This window comes from Pseudoalteromonas sp. US3C1013 (assembly GCF_048401115.1).
Lineage (GTDB): Bacteria > Pseudomonadota > Gammaproteobacteria > Enterobacterales > Alteromonadaceae > Pseudoalteromonas > Pseudoalteromonas undina.
Window position 1 is genome coordinate 701,402 of the sequence record NZ_CP183076.1, and the last position, 19,393, is coordinate 720,794.

The 19,393-nt window shown below is 39.1% G+C and carries 17 protein-coding genes; 11 read left to right on the forward strand and 6 right to left on the reverse strand.

Annotation, left to right across the window (positions count from 1 at the left end; all coding sequences use genetic code 11):
* Positions 1-48 precede the first annotated feature (48 nt).
* Positions 49-1,179: a ribonuclease D gene (gene rnd / locus ACNSN2_RS18475; RefSeq protein ID WP_418609310.1), complete on the forward strand. Its 1,131-nt coding sequence runs from the start codon at positions 49-51 to the stop codon at positions 1,177-1,179.
* Between the two features lie 54 nt (positions 1,180-1,233).
* Here the strand turns inward: rnd and minE are convergent, their stop codons facing one another.
* The 3 genes from minE to minC are packed head-to-tail and all read right to left on the reverse strand — an operon-like array spanning position 1,234 to position 3,018.
* Complete coding sequence (minE, locus tag ACNSN2_RS18480; RefSeq protein WP_008111532.1) at positions 1,234-1,497, reverse strand: cell division topological specificity factor MinE; 264 nt, start codon at positions 1,495-1,497, stop codon at positions 1,234-1,236.
* 1 nt (position 1,498) lies between these two features.
* A complete protein-coding gene (gene minD, locus ACNSN2_RS18485; RefSeq protein WP_418609308.1) occupies positions 1,499-2,308 on the reverse strand; it encodes a septum site-determining protein MinD in 810 nt (269 codons plus the stop codon).
* A gap of 5 nt (positions 2,309-2,313) precedes the next feature.
* A complete protein-coding gene (gene minC, locus ACNSN2_RS18490) occupies positions 2,314-3,018 on the reverse strand; it encodes a septum site-determining protein MinC (RefSeq protein ID WP_418609306.1) in 705 nt (234 codons plus the stop codon).
* 155 nt (positions 3,019-3,173) lie between these two features.
* Here minC and ACNSN2_RS18495 point away from each other — a divergent pair, with 155 nt between their 5' ends.
* Positions 3,174-3,455, forward strand: coding sequence for a YcgL domain-containing protein (locus tag ACNSN2_RS18495; protein WP_008111526.1), 282 nt, complete (start codon positions 3,174-3,176; stop codon positions 3,453-3,455).
* Positions 3,448-4,464, forward strand: coding sequence for a lytic murein transglycosylase (locus tag ACNSN2_RS18500; RefSeq protein ID WP_054201590.1), 1,017 nt, complete (start codon positions 3,448-3,450; stop codon positions 4,462-4,464). The genes ACNSN2_RS18495 and ACNSN2_RS18500 overlap by 8 nt, the downstream gene beginning before the upstream one ends.
* A gap of 60 nt (positions 4,465-4,524) precedes the next feature.
* On the opposite strand, the gene ACNSN2_RS18505 is transcribed toward ACNSN2_RS18500, so the two are convergent.
* Positions 4,525-5,073, reverse strand: a complete 549-nt coding sequence (locus ACNSN2_RS18505; protein WP_010388849.1) for a GbsR/MarR family transcriptional regulator — start codon at positions 5,071-5,073, stop codon at positions 4,525-4,527.
* A gap of 217 nt (positions 5,074-5,290) precedes the next feature.
* Here ACNSN2_RS18505 and adhP point away from each other — a divergent pair, with 217 nt between their 5' ends.
* The gene (gene adhP / locus ACNSN2_RS18510) at positions 5,291-6,301 is read left to right on the forward strand and encodes an alcohol dehydrogenase AdhP (RefSeq protein WP_010388847.1); all 1,011 of its coding nucleotides are present in this window, start codon (positions 5,291-5,293) and stop codon (positions 6,299-6,301) included.
* A gap of 69 nt (positions 6,302-6,370) precedes the next feature.
* Here the strand turns inward: adhP and ACNSN2_RS18515 are convergent, their stop codons facing one another.
* Together ACNSN2_RS18515 and ACNSN2_RS18520 are read right to left on the reverse strand one after the other, a co-directional pair.
* A complete protein-coding gene (locus ACNSN2_RS18515) occupies positions 6,371-8,791 on the reverse strand; it encodes a TonB-dependent receptor (RefSeq protein ID WP_418609303.1) in 2,421 nt (806 codons plus the stop codon).
* Positions 8,792-9,086: 295 nt separating this feature from the next.
* Positions 9,087-10,358, reverse strand: coding sequence for a metal-dependent hydrolase family protein (locus tag ACNSN2_RS18520; RefSeq protein ID WP_418609840.1), 1,272 nt, complete (start codon positions 10,356-10,358; stop codon positions 9,087-9,089).
* A 153-nt stretch (positions 10,359-10,511) separates the two neighbouring features.
* Between ACNSN2_RS18520 and ACNSN2_RS18525 the strand changes: the two genes are divergently transcribed.
* The 7 genes from ACNSN2_RS18525 to ACNSN2_RS18555 all read left to right on the forward strand — a co-directional run bounded on the left by ACNSN2_RS18525 (position 10,512) and on the right by ACNSN2_RS18555 (position 19,234).
* Positions 10,512-12,329, forward strand: coding sequence for a DUF885 domain-containing protein (locus ACNSN2_RS18525; protein ID WP_418609301.1), 1,818 nt, complete (start codon positions 10,512-10,514; stop codon positions 12,327-12,329).
* Positions 12,330-12,425: 96 nt separating this feature from the next.
* On the forward strand, positions 12,426-12,941 hold the full coding sequence (locus ACNSN2_RS18530; protein WP_076920211.1) for a YcgN family cysteine cluster protein: 516 nt from the start codon (positions 12,426-12,428) through the stop codon (positions 12,939-12,941).
* Positions 12,938-13,453 carry an RNA methyltransferase gene (locus ACNSN2_RS18535; RefSeq protein WP_131692027.1) on the forward strand — a complete coding sequence of 172 codons (516 nt, stop codon included), beginning with the start codon at positions 12,938-12,940 and terminating at the stop codon, positions 13,451-13,453. The genes ACNSN2_RS18530 and ACNSN2_RS18535 overlap by 4 nt, the downstream gene beginning before the upstream one ends.
* Before the next feature lie 349 nt (positions 13,454-13,802).
* A complete protein-coding gene (locus ACNSN2_RS18540) occupies positions 13,803-15,452 on the forward strand; it encodes a M1 family metallopeptidase (protein WP_418609299.1) in 1,650 nt (549 codons plus the stop codon).
* A 191-nt stretch (positions 15,453-15,643) separates the two neighbouring features.
* Entirely contained in the window at positions 15,644-17,533 is a 1,890-nt protein-coding gene (locus ACNSN2_RS18545) for a methyl-accepting chemotaxis protein (protein WP_054201584.1), read from the forward strand.
* Positions 17,530-18,636 (forward strand): GGDEF domain-containing protein, encoded by a 1,107-nt coding sequence (locus tag ACNSN2_RS18550; RefSeq protein ID WP_055012060.1) that lies wholly within the window; start codon positions 17,530-17,532, stop codon positions 18,634-18,636. The genes ACNSN2_RS18545 and ACNSN2_RS18550 overlap by 4 nt, the downstream gene beginning before the upstream one ends.
* Positions 18,623-19,234: a DsbA family protein gene (locus ACNSN2_RS18555; protein WP_418609297.1), complete on the forward strand. Its 612-nt coding sequence runs from the start codon at positions 18,623-18,625 to the stop codon at positions 19,232-19,234. Before ACNSN2_RS18550 ends, ACNSN2_RS18555 begins: the two co-directional genes overlap by 14 nt.
* Positions 19,235-19,393 lie beyond the last annotated feature (159 nt).

Genomic DNA, 19,393 nt, shown 5'->3' on the forward strand with positions numbered 1-19,393 from the left:
ACTATAAAAAAGCCGACATATGTCGGCTTTTTTATTGTAGGAGACTCAGTGCACTACCAATTGATCCAAACCCAAAATGAGCTAAATACGTTTGTAGAACAAATAAAAAACAAACCCATTCTTGCTATTGATACCGAGTTTATGCGCCGCCGTACTTTGTATCCCGAAGTTGCACTCATTCAAGTTTATGATGGCGAACATTTAGCACTTATCGACCCGCTAGCAGAGCTTTCCTTATTTGATTTTTGGCAGATACTTAAAGATCCAAACGTGTTAAAAGTACTTCATTCTCCTTCAGAAGATATTGAAGTTTTTCAAAAATATGCAGGTTTTGTTCCTTATCCATTGTTTGATACTCAGTTTGCACTTCAGCTATTAGGTGAGGGCAACTGTATGGGGTTTGCCTTAATGGTAAAAACCTTATTGAATATTGAAATTGATAAAAGTGAATCGCGCACCAATTGGTTACAACGTCCTCTCACTCAAAAACAACTTGAATACGCTGCGGCCGATACGTTTCACTTACTGCCTTGTTTTGAGTTAATTATAGACAGCATTAAAGCAGCTGATTTATTCGACATTGTGATCAATGAAAGTAAATTAGTGGCAAACAAGCGTGCTTTTCAAACACCAGATGAGTTACTTTATAAAGAGATTAAAAATGCATGGCAGCTTAAGCCGCATGAATTAGCGGTACTTAAAGAGTTAGCTGTGTGGCGAAGAAATAAAGCAATTCGAAAAAATCTAGCGCTTAACTTTGTGCTAAAAGAGCATAACATGACTGAAATCGCTAAACGAGGTCCTTCAAGTTTAAATGCCTTGAGACAAATTCCGGGTGTTGAGCCTATTGAAGTGAATCGTTCAGGGGTTGAAATTTTAAAGTGCATTGAGCAGGCTAAAACAGTTCCACCTGAACAGCACCCACAAGTACTCAAACGTCTCATTGATTTTCCTACGTATAAAAAAGTAGCGAAAGAAATCAAACAAAAAATTACGAAAGTTGCTAAAGAGCACAATATACCAGAAGACGTTATGGCATCTAAAAAGCAAATTAATCAGCTAATTAGTTGGAATTGGAAATTAACGGATGAACAAAAAGCAAATCACATAAAGCCAGATTTACTCAGTTCATGGCGCTATGACTTTGTTAAAGATGCCCTTAAAGAGTGGGATAATTAAAGTCATAAAGGCGAGTGACAAACAAATAAAAAGGGCGCTTAGCGCCCTTGTTTGTTATTTCTTTTCTTCGTCAGGTAATGTGACATTGAGCTCGAGTACGGCTAAATCGTCTTCATTTTGATCAAACTGAACTTGAACCGCATCGGCGCCTACATTTACGTACTTACGAATGACATCTAATATATCTTGCTTTAATTGCGGCAAGTAATCAGGTGTACCACGCTGAGAACGTTCGTGCGCGACAATGATCTGCAATCGCTCTTTTGCTAATGACGCACTGTTTTTCTTTTCTGAGCGGAAGTAGTCAAGTAAAGACACATTAACCTCCAAATATCCGTTTGAATAAACCCTTTTTCTCAACATCTAAAAATCTAAATTCAATCGTTTCACCTAATAAACGACTGATCGCATCGGCATAAGCTTGGCCTGCGTCAGATTCGCTATCAAGGATAACGGGTTGTCCTGAGTTAGATGCACTAAGTACTGCTTGAGATTCAGGAATGACACCTAGTAAGTCGATGGCTAAAATGTCCTGGATATCTTCAACAGATAGCATTTCACCTTTTGTTACACGATCTGGATTATAGCGTGTTATTAGCAAATGCTCTTTAATGTTTTCTAAACCTTCTTCGGCGCGTTTAGATTTACTGTGTAAAATTCCAAGTATACGATCAGAATCTCGTACTGATGAAACCTCTGGATTAGTGGTTACAATTGCTTCATCAGCAAAGTACATTGCCATCATTGCACCGGCTTCAATACCTGCCGGAGAATCACAGACTATGTAGTCAAAGTCTTCTTTTAACTCATTAAGTACACGTTCAACACCTTCGCGTGTGAGTGCATCTTTATCGCGTGTTTGTGATGCAGGAAGTAAAAATAACTTCTCTACACGTTTATCTTTTATGAGTGCTTGGTTAAGGTTGGCTTCGCCATTGATTACATTAACGAAGTCATACACTACGCGACGTTCACAACCCATAATTAGGTCTAAATTACGTAAGCCGATATCAAAATCGATGATAACAGTTTTGTAGCCTTTTAGTGCTAAGCCTGTACCAATTGCTGCGCTTGATGTTGTTTTACCAACACCCCCTTTACCCGAGGTAACGACAATTATTTTTGCCATGAGATTTATCCTTTAACCAAAGCTGAAATTTCTAAAGATTCATTTTTTTGTTGTATTTGAACTGCGTTACCCCAGTGTTCACCTTGCAGTGAGTCACTGATCCAGTAATTACCATTGATTGAAACGAGTTCTGCTTCTAATTTATTACAAAATATATATGCGTTTTCTAGCCCTTTTGCACCGGCAATAGCACGGCCGCGTAGAGTTCCATAAATGTGTACATTACCATCGGCAATCACTTCTGCACCATGGCTTACTGCACCTAACACCACTAAATCACGGTCTTTGGCGTAAACTTGTTGGCCTGAGCGTACTGCACCATTAATAATTTGTGCTGGTAAATACACGGTTTTTTCAACCACTGACGTATTAGCCTCTACTCTTGCGGGTTCACTCTTAACGTCTTGTGAATAGTTTAAAACAGATAACCCTGCAGCTTTTGCTTGTTTGTGTTGCTCATCCGAACCATTACATACACCCACCGCATTAAAGCTCATACGTTCAATAAGTGATTTTAAATGAACAAAGTCGATTGTGCTGTTTTTTACTTCAATTAAATTAACGACAATGGGGGCACCCTCAAAGAATTTTGGGGCTTGGGCTATTTTTACATACAGTTGTTCTGCTAAAAGGTTAATATCAGTACTATAAAGATGTAAAACTGATAATGTAAAAAGGTTGCCTTTTAGCTCAAAAATTTGGTCCGACATAGATGCTCAACTGGATTGTCTAGTTAGCATGTAACATTATATAAACCTAGGCTGAACAAGGCTTTTATTAAAGTTTCCACACTAATTTTTATAACTTATTATTATTGCCATGTTATAGTGTGTAGCACTGTTAAGCAAGATTTTATAGGGCCATAATGCTAACTGCGGTATATAAAAGTAAGAAAAAAGCAGATACTTTCTTATTTATTGAAAAAAGAGACGATTTTAGTAAAGTTCCGGAACCTTTAATGGCCATGTTTGGTCAACCTCAGTACGTGATGATCATTAACTTAGCTAAGCGAACTCAATTAGGCGTAGCGGATTTAGACACTTTAAAACAGTCGCTTAGCGACCAAGGCTATTATTTACAAATTCCGCCACCAGAGGAAAACTTGCTGAGTCAATTAAGAAAACAAAATGGAGTAGATAGTGATTAAAAAATTAGCAGTTGTATTGTGTGGTGTATGTTTAAGCTCATCGGTGATGGCAAAAACCCAAGCTGAGTTTCAACAATACCTTACTAATTTAAAGCAAGAGGCAATAGCTAAAGGCTACGATACTCAGTTAATTGAGCAAGCATTTGCCACTGCATCTTATAAAGAAAAAGTGATTTCTGCAGATAAAAATCAGCCTGAAGTAAAAGAAACACTGGAAACATATTTACCAAAACGTGTGCCTCAATGGAAAATTGATCGTGCGCGTAAATTATATAAAGAAAACCAAGAAGTTTTAGAGAAGGTCGCAAAAGACTTTGGTGTTCAAGCACGCTTTATCGTGGCTATTTGGGGCTTAGAGAGTAATTTTGGTGCCATTCAAGGTGGCCACAACGTGATTTCATCGTTGGTAACACTGGCATTTGATGGACGCCGTGAAGCTCTATACAAGCGCCAATTATGGGCAGCACTGGATATATTAAAGTCGGGTCATATTACGCTTGATAAATTTAAAGGCTCATGGGCAGGTGCAATGGGGCAAACTCAATTTATGCCAACCTCATTTAATGCCTATGCTGTAGATTACAACAATGATGGCCGCAAAGATATTTGGACAACCAAGGAAGACGCGTTTGCCTCTATTGCTAATTACTTAAAGCAAGAGGGTTGGAATGACAACTTAACCTGGGGTCGCCAAGTTCAATTACCTGCTGATTTTGACCAGCAGTATATTTTAAAGCGCGGTACTAAAACACGTAAGCAATGGCTTGAATATTGGAACAATTCAGAGCGCTCACTCGCTGATTGGCAAGCATTAGGGGTTCGTCGTGCTGATGGCAGCGATTTACCAAATGTTGCTGTGGATGCTGCACTAGTGATGCCTGATGATGTAAATGGGCGCATGTATTTAGCATACGACAACTACAAGGTATTTATGCACTGGAATCGGTCATATTACTTTGCAACTAGCGTGGGCTATTTGTCAGATAGAATTGCTTACCCAAAGATTTAAGCTAAAGCAAATAACTAAAAAAAGCCGCAAATTGCGGCTTTTTTGTGAATTACATATCGACTAAATTTCTTTTTTAAATATTTTATCTTTTAGGTCAATGACTTTGCCAATCCCTGAACCTAGTTTCATTAGCTTATTAAGCTGCTCAGGAGTTAAACGTTGTAATTCTGAGGACCATTTAGTTACTGTTTCAAGTAAGTTATGGATTTCGCCCATTTGTTTTTGAGCATAAATTTCATCGTCGTTACTTGCTTCGTCTAGTAAGTTATCTCGGAGTAAGCTCAGTGTAGGCTCAACTTCACGTTTTTTGCGCTCTTCGAATACGCGATTTGCCATATCCCAAATATCGCCTGCAGGGGCATAGTACTCTTTTCTATCTCCTGGGATATGCATTACTTTGATCAGCTGCCAAGATTGTAATTCTTTGATCCCCATACTCACGTTACCGCGAGAGATACTTAGCGCATCAGCGATTTGATTTGCCGTCATTGGATCTTTAGTAATAATCAATAAACCACACATTTGTCCAATGGTGCGATTAAATCCCCAGCGGCTGCCCATCTCACCACAATGCATTACAAAGGCAAAGTTTTTTTCTGATAATGTCATTGTTACAAGTTTCAAAAATAAATGAAATCTATGCTAGCACGCTGGTTAAGTATGGCAAGACTTAAGCTGGGATAAAAAACCACGTTTTACGACTAATGATTGATATAGATTAATATTTAAGCATTTATAGTGAGGTATGTTGCGGGTATGCAACATAATCTTGCCGTTTAACGCCCTTGTTAAATAGCATAAACTTTTTATAAACGATGGAATGACTATGAAAGCAGCAATAAATACAGAATATAAAGGCAAGTTAGCGATCACCGATTTACCTATTCCAGAAGTAGGCCCTGACGACGTCCTAGTAAAAATAGCCGCTTGTGGTGTGTGCCACACTGATTTACACGCATGTCATGGTGATTGGCCGGTAAAACCAAAAATGCCATTAGTACCTGGACACGAAGGTGTTGGTGTAATAGAAAAACTAGGAAGTAATATTAAGCACTTAGAAGTGGGCGATAGAGTAGGCGTACCATGGCTATACAGTGCATGTGGCCATTGTGAGTTTTGTTTAGATGGACGCGAAACCCTTTGTTTATCGCAACATAATACGGGTTACTCTATTGACGGTGGGTATGCAGAATACTGTTTAGCTCATGGTGACTACATCATCAAAATACCGGAAGGTTTAGGTTTTGCTGAAGCTGCCCCCTTATTTTGTGCCGGCGTAACAACGTATAAAGCTTTAAAAGTATCTGGTGCTAAACCAGGTCAATGGGTTGCTATTGTCGGTGTGGGTGGTTTAGGGCACTTAGCAGTGCAATATGCAAAAGCAATGGGCTTTAATGTTATTGCGGTAGATACTGGTAAAGAGAAAATGGCGCTAGCTAAAGAGTTGGGTGCTGATATTACGCTTGATTTTAAAGAAGTAGTGCCCAGTGAGGCTATTTTTGAGCAAGTAGGTGGCGCGCATGCTGTTGTTTGTACGGCAGTATCAAAACCAGGTTTTGAACAAGCTTATAAAAGTGTTCGCCGAGGGGGGAAATGTGTATTGGTTGGTTTACCGCCTGAAGATATGCCATTGCCAATTTTTGACACCGTATTAAATGGTGTTTCAGTGGTTGGATCTATTGTAGGTACACGCAAAGATCTGCAAGAATGTCTTGAATTTGCTGCGCAAGGCAAAGTAAAAGCCATCATTGAAGAGAAAAAACTTGAAGATATTAATGAAATTTTTGATGACATGCTTAAAGGCGAAATAAACGGCCGCATAGTTGTTACGATTTAATATTAAGGTTTACATGAAAAAAGCACGGTATCTCAATTGAAATACCGTGCTTTTTAAATTATTAAACTATTAAAGTGTGTAACTAAAGCTTAGCTTTGCATTACGTTCTTCACCTGGCATTCCGCCTAAAAACATGGCTTTAGAATAGTATTTTTTATTAAACAGGTTATTAATGTTTAATTGCATCTGCCAGTTGTCTGCTTTATAGCTAACCGCAGCATCATATACGGTATAAGCGGGTACGTAGCCATTATCAATACCAAATGAACTTGAGTTAGTACTACGCTTATCAACAAATGTTAAACCTGCGCTTAAATCAACTGCGTGCGGTAATTCAAACAGCGCTGCTGAATATGTTACCCATGAACTAGCTGTTACATAGGGTACACCTTTTTGACGAGTATTATAGCTGTCACGATTTGGGTTGGTTTTATCGCGGGCGTCTTGATAAACACCGTTGATATTAACTTTCCATTGATCGTTCAAATAGGCATTTAAATCAATCTCTACACCTTTTGTTTGTTCTTCACCATCAAAGAAGCTCTCTACTACATTAGGTGCTGACACGCCGGCTTCATAAAGAGGGTTGGCATATTCTAAATTAGTACGCGCACTTTCAAATACCACAATTGATGCCAGTAATTGGTCATCAAATGCTTTAAAACGAAATCCTAAATCATTACTCACAGATTCGGAATCGTCTCTATCGGCTTCATTACCGGCAACAGAGCCAAGAACACTGTAAGCTGTGCGCCCTTTAGAGTGATTTAAAAACAAAGCCATATCAGCGTTTACTTGATAAGTAGCACCTAGGTTATACGTTAAACCACTGTCTGAGGTATTTGCTTCTGGCGTTGGATTTGCGCGGCTTTGACTATAACGAGGGTCAACACCAAAGTGCTCGTAACTTTGTTTAATACGATTATGAGCAACACCAATACGAGTAGTGATCTTATCGTTAATGTAAGCAACATGTTGAAGGCCTACGCCCCATGCTTGTACTTTTTTATTGTAATCACTGGTTTTAAGCGGATCATAATCAGCAAATTCATCCGCAGGCCAATTTGGCTGGCGTATATCAAAAATATACGGTAGTGCACCTTGGTAAATAACTTCTCCGGCTTTGTTTTTAATGACCTTATCGGCATCATAAATGGAGTATTGTTTAAAACGAATATCTCGGTCTTCGTAGTTGGCATTAACCAGTAATTCGTTTTCTATATTGCCGAGCATAAAGTCATAACGTAAATCTAAAAAGTATTGCCATGATTTCTCATCTGCTTCTACTTGGCGATATTCTTGGCGTCTAGCTGCGAAAGGGTGTAATACATTATCAACAACTAACGGTGCGCGTGGATCTTGGTTAATTACACCACGTCGGTTCCAATACACATAATTATAAGCACCTGTTTGGCGAGCAAAGCTAGAGGTGTAATTACGGTACTGTAGCTGTTGATTTAAAAATAAATCATCACTAATGTAGTAATTGTGCGCTAATTTAAAACGCAGCTCTTCACCTTCGTTATCCTTTGCCATCGGTGATATTATGCCATTGGTACCAAAGTTAAAGGGTGTTAAACCATCATTGCTTGCCAAAGAGTTAGCGAGTTCATTTCGTTGTGCTTCACTCAATTGTAAGCCACTTGCTGTAGGGTCATTAACTAAATCGGCGGCTGATACTTCTCCTGCAGTTAAACCGTTAACCGATTTACTGTTAAAAATACGAATAGGGTGGCCAATAGAATCCACTGCAATAGCATCTTTAATATATGCCCCAGACAATACAAAAGATTGCTGGTCATTAAGCACATATTTTAAAGACGAGTAAATTTCATCGCGCTGATCTTTTAAATCACGAAAGCCATCGCTAGAGGCGGTTTTGGCCATAACCCGATAAGCTAAATCGTCGGTTATTGCATTGGTGCTATCAAGTGCAAGCGAATAACTATCCCACTGGCCAATATCCATTTCTAGGGTATGTTGCTCGTTAAACTGTGGTTTTTTTTCAATCAGGTTGATGACACCACCGGCACTACCCATACCATACAAGCCCGTTGCAGGGCCTTTTAATACTTCAATTGATTCAACATTGGTTAAAGAGCGAGTAGGGTTAAATGTATTGCCTAACCCTGCGCCGCCATACATGCCATCGTAAGTGTAATTAGCGCCCAAGCCACGAATAACTAAGTTGTCACCAATGCCATAGTTATTACCCGCTTGAGTTAGGCCACTCACATTACGGATCACGTCCTGAAGACTATCAATACCTTGTGACTCAATCAGTGCTTTATCAACAATGACCACGGGTGCAGGAGTTTCCATTAGCGACATGTCTGATTTAGTTGCTAAACCTGAATTCATCACCACTCGGTTTTGTTGCTCGTAAACGCTAATTCGTTCAATATCTGAATTAACTTGTGACTCGTTAGCCATTGCTAAACTTGCGTTTAAGCACGCTAGAGTGAGGAGAGAGTATTGAAACCTTTTCATAAACTGATAACCATTCGCATTTGTTAATTTGCGCGGATGATAATAGTTATCATTTTAAATTTAAATAAAAAGTTCAAACTTTTTTACTTTAATGCGCACGTTTGCTTGATTGTTATTCAATGTGATTTAAAAGTAATCATATTTGAAAATTTCAATGGAGTATTACAGTAGTTAGTTGGTTTAACGGAAAGATTATTTTAAATAAAAAATTGATGGTTAAATGAGCTGCTTTGCTACATTTGCAAAAAAACTGTTAAGGTTGAGCGCAGCCCAACCTTATAGAGACGTTTTGGGTTTACTGTTTGTAAACCACACCCGCTTTCATAACGAATGGGATCTGCTCTAGTGTAGAAATGTTTTTTAATGGGTTAGTGTCTACCGCTATAATATCAGCTGCAAAACCAGTTTTAATTTGCCCTAGTTGTTTATCAGCTTTTAATAATTTAGCACTATTAATGGTTGCGGCTTGGATGGCTTGTAATTCACTCATACCAAATTCAACCATTCGCGAGAACTGCTTAGCGTTATCGCCATGCGGGTAAATAGCTGCGTCGGTTCCAAACACCATGTTTACACCCGCTTCAACCGCGCGTTTAAAACTATCGCGTTGTTTTTTTGATACCAGACGTTCTTTATTTAGGTTTTCTTCATCAACGCCATTTTGCTCACCAAAGCTCAGCGTATATTCGGTATTATAAATATCCATAGACAGCCAAGTTCCATGCTCTTTTGCAAGCGCAATTGCTTCATCGTCTAAAAAGCTAGCGTGCTCAACACTATCTACACCGGCTTTTATTGCCGTTTTAATACCGTTAGTTCCATGTGCGTGAGCGGCAACAGGTAATTCACGCATGTGCGCTTCATCAACAATGGCTTTCATTTCTTCAAAGGCGTACTGCTGTATGCCGACTTTTGTTCCTTTAGAGAATACACCGCCTGTGGCGCATAGTTTGATTGCATTAGCGCCATATTTTATATTTTCACGCACTTTAATACGCACAGCCCACGGGCCATCAGCAACGCCGGTGGCAGTATATTTCATCTCTGGAGGTAAGCGATTATTATCGCAGTGCCCACCTGTAATGCTCAAAGAAGGCCCTGCAGCCCAAATGCGTGGGCCGATAATATCACCTGCATTCACACCGTCTCGCACCGCAATAACACTGTAGCCCTCAGCACCTAAGTTCCTTACTGTAGTAAATCCAGCTTCTAAGGTTTGCTTAGCAAAATAGCTGGCTTTAATGGCCATTCGCGGAACAGATTGCCCTAAACGTTCACTTCGAGACACAGTTGGATCGCTGGTTAAATGTACGTGCATGTCCATTAACCCAGGTAACAGGGTAAGCGTTGGTAGGTTTATCAGTTCATCATTACTGCTAAGCTTGGGCTTTTTATTAAATTGGATTTGGCTAATAACACCGTTATCTATCGCAATCAAAGGATTAGCCTTAAGTTCGCCTGTTTCAACATCTAGTAAAGCTTTGGCCGATATATAGGTTGTGGCTAGTGTACTTGCACTGGTTAAGCTCATTAATGCGATTGATAGAGTCAATAAATGTTTTTTCATGTTTAAGTCATTATAATTATTTTCATTCACTTGAATGTAGCAACCATGAGTTACTGAGTAAATAATGTAGCGACGAACAGCACTCACCTCAATTGCTTTATTTAAGCTATTTAAAACCGCATAATTGGCGGGTAAAAACTAACAAGGGAATTTATGAAAGTTATTAAAATAGCACTGGTTGCCAGTAGCGTTATGTTTGCCTTAAGTGGTTGTATGAGCCCCAGCTCACAATTAAACACAAATCAGTCAGTCGCACCTGTCATAAGCGAATTATCAGCTGAGCAGCAATTAGATGTGCTCGTTGCTCAGTACTACGATGAATCATTAGCTTTTAATCCATTAAGCGCTACCTATAATGGCCGCCATGAATTTGATGATCAATTTTTGCCTGAGATATCGCAGCTTAATCGCGATAAAAAAGCCGCATTTTATAAAAAATATCAACAACGCTTAACGCTCATTGATCAATCCCAACTCACCGGTCAGGCGCTGCTCAACTTTGAAGTGTTATCGCGCGATTTAGCTCTTAAACTTGAGGGTATGCAATATAAAGATTATTTGTTACCGATAAATCAAATGTCGGGTGCGCATAATACCTTCGCCGGATTTGGTTCAGGGCAAAGTGCTCAGCCTTTTAATACTGTTGCCGACTACGAAAAATTCATCAAGCGTGCAGATGGTTTCGTTAAATGGCTTGCAAGTGTAGAGCAATCGATGGCGCAAGGTGTTAAACAAGGTGTGGTATTGCCTATGCCATTAGCAAAAAAATTACTCCCGCAATTTAAAGCGCATGTTGTTACTAACGCTGAAGATTCTCTTTTTTACTCGCCTATTAAAGCCATACCCGATTCATTTTCAGCTGATGAAAAGCAACAGCTAAAAGCGCAGTATAAAACACTGATTTTAGATAAATTAGTACCTGCATATCAGCGTATGAGCGACTTTTTAGCCAACAATTACATACCTCATGCTCGCGATTCTGTTGGTTATGCTGATTTACCTAACGGTAAAGCGTGGTACGAATACCAAATAAAGAAAAACACCACGTTAAGCTTATCTGCTGATGAAATTCATGAGATTGGCTTAAGTGAAGTGGCTCGAATTTTAAGTGAAATGAAAACTGTTAAAAACACTGTTGGATTTGAAGGCGATTTATCGGCCTTTTTTAATCACTTACGCGACTCAGATGAGTTTTATTACAAAACGGCTGATGAGTTAATTGCCGCCTATGAACAAATTAAAGCAAAAATAGACGCTCGCTTACCAAAGCTATTTAATATTGAGCCTAAGGCACCTTATGTTGTAAAAGCTGTTGAAGCCTATCGAGCCCAATCGGCTGCGGGAGCGTCGTATGCGGGGCCCGCTCCTGATGGCTCGCGCCCAGGCATATTTTATATCAATACTTATAACTTAAAAGCACAACCTAAGTTTTTACTCGAAACGCTGTCTATTCATGAAGCCGCTCCAGGTCATCACTTTCAAATTGCACTGCAACAAGAAGTGGAAAGCTTGCCCGATTTTCGTAAATTTGGCGGCTACACGGTGTTTGCTGAGGGCTGGGCATTATACGCAGAAAGCTTAGGCAAAGAGCTTGGCTTATTTACCGATCCGTATATGTGGTATGGGCGTCTTAACGATGAGCAGCTAAGAGCTATGCGTTTAGTGCTTGATACAGGCTTTCATGCTAAAGGTTGGACACGTCAACAAGGTATTGACTACATGTTAGCAAATTCCTCAATGGCAAAAAGTGATGTTATTGCTGAAGTGGAGCGTTATATTGCATGGCCAGGGCAAGCATTATCGTACAAATTGGGCGAGTTTAAAATTAAACAGCTCAGAGATTTCGCCCACCAGCAATTAGGTGAGCAATTTGATATTAAAGCGTTTCATACGCAAATATTAATAGATGGCGCATTACCTATGCCTATTCTTGAGCAAAAAATTAAACGTTGGGTTAAGTCTCAGCAGTAATAAAATCGCGCGAAGCCATACTGTTATTAGGGATTGGCTTTGCGCGCTTTGCTGCAATACGTTAGAATGCGCGCTCTTAAAAGGGGCGAGAACACCATGTTTGATCAACAATTAGCAAATACCCAATTTTGGCTTAGTAAAAGTCTCAATGAAATGAACCAACAAGAATGGGAAGCCATTTGTGATGGATGTGGAAAGTGTTGTTTAAACACCTTTATTGACAGTGAAGACGAAGATGACTTTACTGCCACCGACCAGTTAAGAGAAGGCGAACAACTTATATTCACTAATATTGTTTGCCAATACCTTGATAACAATACCTGTGGCTGTAGTGAATACGAAAACCGCCAAACCTTAGTCCCTTCGTGCGTTAAGCTTACTAAAGAAAACCTAAAAGACATCTTTTTTATGCCACAAAGCTGCAGCTATCGCCGACTTCATGAAGGGCGTGGTTTAGCAACGTGGCATCCGTTACTTAATAACGGCGATAAAACTAAAATGCACGAGCTAAACATTTCTGTTAAAGACAAAACAGTAAAAGATTGTGATGTAAAATTAGAAGATTTTGACTTGTATATTGCCGAGTGGCCAACTAAGGATTGCAACGAGTGAGTAAGCTACAAGCAAGTATTGGTTTAATAAACCCTAAAAGCCCAACCAATGTGGGTGGTGTATTACGCGCAGCAGGTTGTTATGACGCCAAGCAGGTGTTTTTTACCGGCAACCGTTATTTAAATGCACAAAAATTTCATACTGATACTAAAAATGTGGTGCAACGTATTCCATTAACCGCCACCGACAATTTAGCTTCAATTAAGCCTCAAGGCGCTAAAGTAGTGGTAATAGAGTTAATAGAAGGTGCTACACCCTTGCCTGAGTTTACCCACCCTGAGAACGCATTTTATGTATTTGGTCCAGAAGACGGCTCTGTGCCCAAAGATGTTTTAAAATGGTGCGACGAAGTGGTGTATATCCCTACTATTGGCTGTATGAATTTAGCGGCAACCTGTAATGTTGTTCTTTATGACCGACTCGCGAAATTGGGCGGAATTCAAAGCAGCGATGAAACCATTATTTCCTCACGCGATACTAATAATAAAATGAAATGGCAAAAACAACCTTAATCTATAAACAATTTAAGCGTGAACAGGACGAGGAAGCTTTGCTCGGTTTTTAATTCTTCTTATATAGATGTATGCCAGTAGAATAACCTAGGTGCATTTATCTAGCCCACTAGGTTAAAACTTCGCGCCGCGATTAAATTGCCCCCTAGTTTGAAAAAGCATTAATCAGCAATGGTCAACAGACCCTAGTTAAATGTAAAAAAAAGTAACTGATTAACTTGAAAAATAAGCAGTTCGTCTTTTTTTAGCTCTATAAATGTAAAAGTATGTAATTATAATGAAAAAATTATAACTACGAGGTTTACATTTTATGCACCGAGTATGCTACTTGTTTCGCTGCTGTTTGCTAATGTTACTAAGCATTATGTTAACAGGCTGCTATTCAAAGCCTGCAGCTTTAGATCCGCAAGTGGCAAGCACCGGTGAGACGTTATCTACAATAGCCCAAACCACAGATGTTATTTTTTACGATTTACAGTTAACAGTCCTTCCCAGCAACAAACAGATTTCCGGCACAGGTAAAACCATGTTTCGAGTGCTGAAACAAACGCAGCAAGTCGAACTCAAGCTCGATAGCCGGTTCTCTATAGAACACGTCACTGTTGCTAAGCAAGCAGCTAATTTTAGCCATCAGCATGGCGTTATTATTATTGATTTGTATGAAACTAAATACCCAGGTGAAGTTGTTGAAGTTGCCATTAGCTATTCGGGGCATCCCCATGAAGCTATTAACCCTCCGTGGAGTGGTGGCTTTGTATTTAGTCATACGGCACAAGGTGAGCCTTGGATAGCGACGGCAGTACAAGGCGAGGGCTGTGATTTATTTTGGCCTTGTAAAGATCACTTTAGCGATAAAGCCGACAGTATGCGTATTCGCGTCACAGTGCCAACGGGTTTAAGTGTTGCTAGTAATGGTGTGCTTAAAAAAATAATGCCATTAAAAAATAACACAACTGAATTTGATTGGTTTTTATCTGAGCCTGCCAGTGATTACAATATTGCATTAAATATTGGCCCCTTCGAACGTATTCAACAACACTATAAAAGTATTAATGGTACGCAGGTACCTGTTGAGTTTTGGGCTCTACCTGAAAACAGTCACAAAGCCCTTAAGCTACTCAAAGATGATGTGTATCAACAGCTCGCATTTTTTGAATCTGTATTAGGGCCTTACCCTTGGGGAATGCAAAAATTAGGCTTTGTAGAAACACCGCATCTGGGTATGGAACATCAAACAATTAACGCTTATGGTAAAGGGTATACCCGCGATCCAAGTGGTTATGACTGGCTTATTCAGCACGAATTGGCTCATGAGTGGTTTGGTAATTTAATGACTCATGAAAAGCTCAATGATGCATGGTTACACGAAGGTTTTGGTTTTTATATGCAGCCAGCTTATAGCTTATTTAAATTTGGTGAGGCTGCTTATAACCACGCCATGTACACCGCGTATTTAGGATTAAAGAACTGCCAGCCGATTGTAAAACAAGGGAAAGTTACTTCTAAAGAAGCGTTTAATGCAGATATTTATGGTAAAGGTGGATGGACGCTGCATACCTTGCGCTGGCTAATTGGAGACGAGTTATTTTGGCAAGCTGCCCGAGAGTTAGTATATGGTCAAACGCAAACAGCTAATTTGAGTTACCCAATCGAGTCGCGTTATCGCAGTAGCCAAGAGTTTATTGATATTATTAATCGGGTCACGGGCGATGATTATACGTGGTTATTTGATGTGTATCTAAAGCAAGCCGCGTTACCAAGTTTAACCATGGAGCGTACCAATACAGTCGCTTATTTAAGCTGGAGTAACAGCGAAAAAGATGGCACAGCGTTTAAAATGCCGGTTCCTATTTCTATAAAAGGGAAGTTGACAACTCACACTCCAGTGGATGGACTGATCACTATCAATGCCAAAAAAAGCGACATTATCGTTATCGATCCACAGATGAAGGTTCTGCGACAGTTACCTATAATTAGTCAATGCCAGCAACAAAGCTAAGCTTATATAGATTAAATTACAACTTGTTATAAGTTTAAGATTTAACCAAATACCGTTCTTTTTGGATTTTAAATCTCATTATTTATTATTATTTTTAATTATTAACCTCGCCTGAACAATATTTGCTAAGACTTTCAGTTAAAAATTTGTTAAAAAGGCAGTGGTAATAATGATTAATTCTTAAGGTACTTATGTTTAGCTCGCTAAAATTCACCTCCAAAATCACCATCGCTGCGTCATTAGTGTTAGTTTTAGTGTTAGGTGTTTTCACTATAAATAACTATTTTTCAATGCGTCATCAAACTCAAGAGCAGTTGTCGCTGGTGCTAGAGCAAAACTCAGAATCGGTTTCTAAAAACATTGCAAGTTGGCTCAATAATAAATTGGCAATTGTGATCTCTATCGCAAAAACATATCAAGATAACGATACGAAGTCTTTAACGCTTTCGCAATTAAATACCGCTGAGCTTGCCGGGGATTTTAAAAATACCTACATAGGTAAATCATCGGGGACATTTATTTTAAATGATCAAAGTGTTGTGCTCCCCAGCGATTTTGATGCTACAAGTCGCCCTTGGTATAAATTAGTAGAAAATAAAACAACAACGGCTTTTACAACCCCTTATATTGATGTGACCACCAACGAACTGACAATTTCAGCCGTTGCGCCTATTAATAGTAATGGTCAATTTAAAGGGGTAGCGGGAGCAGATATTGATATGCAAACCATCGCTGAAATTATTGGCGATATTGATTTCTTGGGACTCGGTTATGGCTTCTTACTTGATAATAAAGGGCAAATATTAAGTCACCCTGATAGTAAATTAAATTCAAAAAAAGTCGCAGATTTGATTGGTAAAAATGCACCGTTAGCAAGAGAGTTTACAGAGTATCAAGTAGCGGGTGAAACCTCGCTGGTATCCTTTACTAAGATTCGTGGTATTGAAAATGTTGATTGGTATCTGGGTGTAGTAGTTAATAAAGATAAAGCGTATTCAAGTGTTTCTTCGTTTGGTCAAAAGGCAATTGTCTTTTTAATTATTGGTATTTTAGTGATTGTTGCATCACTGGAGTTTTTACTGCGTTATTTAATGCGACCTATGTATCGTCTTAATGATGCTATTAGAGATATAGCACAAGGTGAAGGCGATTTAACTTGTCGACTCAGTGTTGAGAACGATGACGAGTTTGGTCAGTTAAGTAATTCATTTAATATTTTTATAGAAAAAATTCAAAATTCAATTGTTCAAGTTAAGTCTTCAACACAGTTGCTAGAAACCGCGGTTGCTAAACTGGTTACCCAAACAGATTCAACATTAACTATGTACGACGACCAAAGTGAACGTACCAACAGTGTGGCATCTGCAATTAACCAGTTTTCAGCCACTGCAACAGAAATTTCAACTAGTGCAAGTAATGCCTCAACACTTGCTAAAGATGCTGATCAATATTGCGCTAAAAATCAGCAAACACTAACGAATAACGTATCGAGCATTCATCAACTTTCGCAAAATATAGAGCAAGCACAAGAAACAATTAATAGTTTAGATTCACATACTGCTAATATCGGTAATGTACTTGCGGTAATCAAAGGCGTGAGTGAACAAACTAACTTGCTTGCTTTAAATGCGGCAATAGAAGCGGCACGTGCAGGTGAAGCGGGAAGAGGGTTTGCCGTTGTTGCTGATGAAGTCAGGCAATTAGCACAACGTACTCAGCAATCAACGCAAGAAATTGAAAATACGGTAATTGAACTACAAAAAGGCTCAAGCTCTGCCGTTGAGCTGATGAAAACCAGTTTAGAAGAAAGTGAAAAAAGTGTTCAGCAAGCTGATGCAGTTGGCGATGTAATGAAACAAATAATTAGTGCGATAAAGCAAATAACCGACGCTAATCATAGTGTGGCTAATGCTACTGATGAGCAAAATCAAGTTGTTAAATCATTACATTCAGATATCCATGTTATTAGCGACCTATCGATTCAAGGTCAATCTAACCTTAACCTCACTTTAGAAGAGTGCACTAAGCTCAAACATCAATTCAGTGACTTAGAGCGCATGGTTAAAAAATTCAAAGTATGAGCAGTAAAACAAAAATAAATAAACCAAACTGGCTCAGTTTAATCAATATTGATAGTGTTTATAGCTTTGATAGACAACGCCAAGCGTTTTCGTTATTTACCATGATAACGATTGCCTTGGTGTTAATTACCTATTTAGTGATTATAAACCATCGCATTTATGAGCCCATATTAACTGCCTCTTTAGTGTCAGTTAATTTAACAATTGTAGGATGCATTGTTTATTTTATAAAAACTAAACAGCTTAATGCTATCGCGTTAATTACCTTGATGATTGTATTTGTGATGTGCTTAGCTTTAGTATCCACCGGGGGTAAAGAAAACACCGCGTTATATTGGCTAATGTTTTATCCTGTAGCTGTATTTGCCATACTGGGTGTTAAACTTGGCGCATGGTTAAGTAGTGCCATGTTATTGAGCTGTATTGTTATGTTGTATGGCCCCGATATGGGGCAGGTTATGTATGGTGAGGTAGAAAAGACCCGTTTTGTCGCTGCATTTTCATTAGTGCTGGTGTTTTCTTTTATCGGTGAGTATTTTCGTCACAGAAGCCATCTTGCCATTGCAGATATCACCTTAGAACAAAAACAACACGCCTATACAGATCAGCTTACAGGCGCACCCAACCGCCGTTTTATTACTTCACATTTTTTAAAGCTTGCTGCTTCACGGCCAGCGCATTATTTGCCGCTGTCTATTTTGCTCATTGATTTAGATAACTTTAAACAATTAAATGATACCTACGGCCATGATTTTGGCGATACCGTATTAATAGAGTTTACTAAATTATTAGAGTCGCAATTTTCTGCAACCGCCCTTAAAGCCCGTTATGGTGGCGAAGAGTTTGTGGTTATTTTACCGCAGATGACCACCATAGAAGCCAGTATTTTGGCTAATCGTTTTAGAGAATGCGTGCAACATCATGTAATATTAACTGATAAACAACAACGAGTATCGTTAACTTGTAGCATTGGCATTGCACAAGCTAATCATATTGATGACTACGACAGTGCATTAAAACAAGCCGATGAGTATTTATATCAGGCAAAATCACAAGGGCGCAATAAAGTCATATTTGCGCATGGCGAGTATGTCAGTCAATAAGCTTATTTATGTGCATGATCCTATGTGTAGCTGGTGCTGGGGATATAAGCCTACGTGGCAAAAACTTGAATCTGCTCTAGCAAATATTCTGCCTATAGAATATAGAATGGGAGGTTTAGCTGCTGATAGCGACCAGCCAATGAGTGCCGATATGCAGTTGCAACTACAAGGCATATGGCAAAACATTAGCAACCAATTAGGCACTGAGTTTAATTTTAATTTTTGGCGAGAATGCCAACCGCGCCGTTCTACTTATCCCTCCTGCAGAGCGGCTTTAATTGCTCGTAGCTTTAACAAAGAGCCACAGATGATTGACGCCATTCAACAAGCGTATTATTTACAGGCGCAAAATCCATCGGATGAAGACGTGCTTATTAAACTATGCGAAAAAATTGGTTTAGATCCCTGTTTATTTACTCAGCAGTTACACTCTAAGGAACTTAAGCGTCGCTTTGATGATGAGCTTAACTTTGTTCGCAGTTTACCTATTCAAGGTTTTCCGTCGTTAGTATTAATAAAAAACAATGGCGCATACCCCATTGCTATTAACTACACAGATTGGCGGCAAACGCTAAGTGAAATACAAGCTTACTTATAAAATTTACACTTCAAACATTACCCCTGCACTTTAAATTCGGCCAATAAGGCTAATTTATTACCGCTGTCATAAAAGCGACTTTTTTACGCAACACGCTTGTCATTTTTAATCTATACACTTTCGCTCATTGAAACTACCTCGCTTTAAATTGTTTTTTAA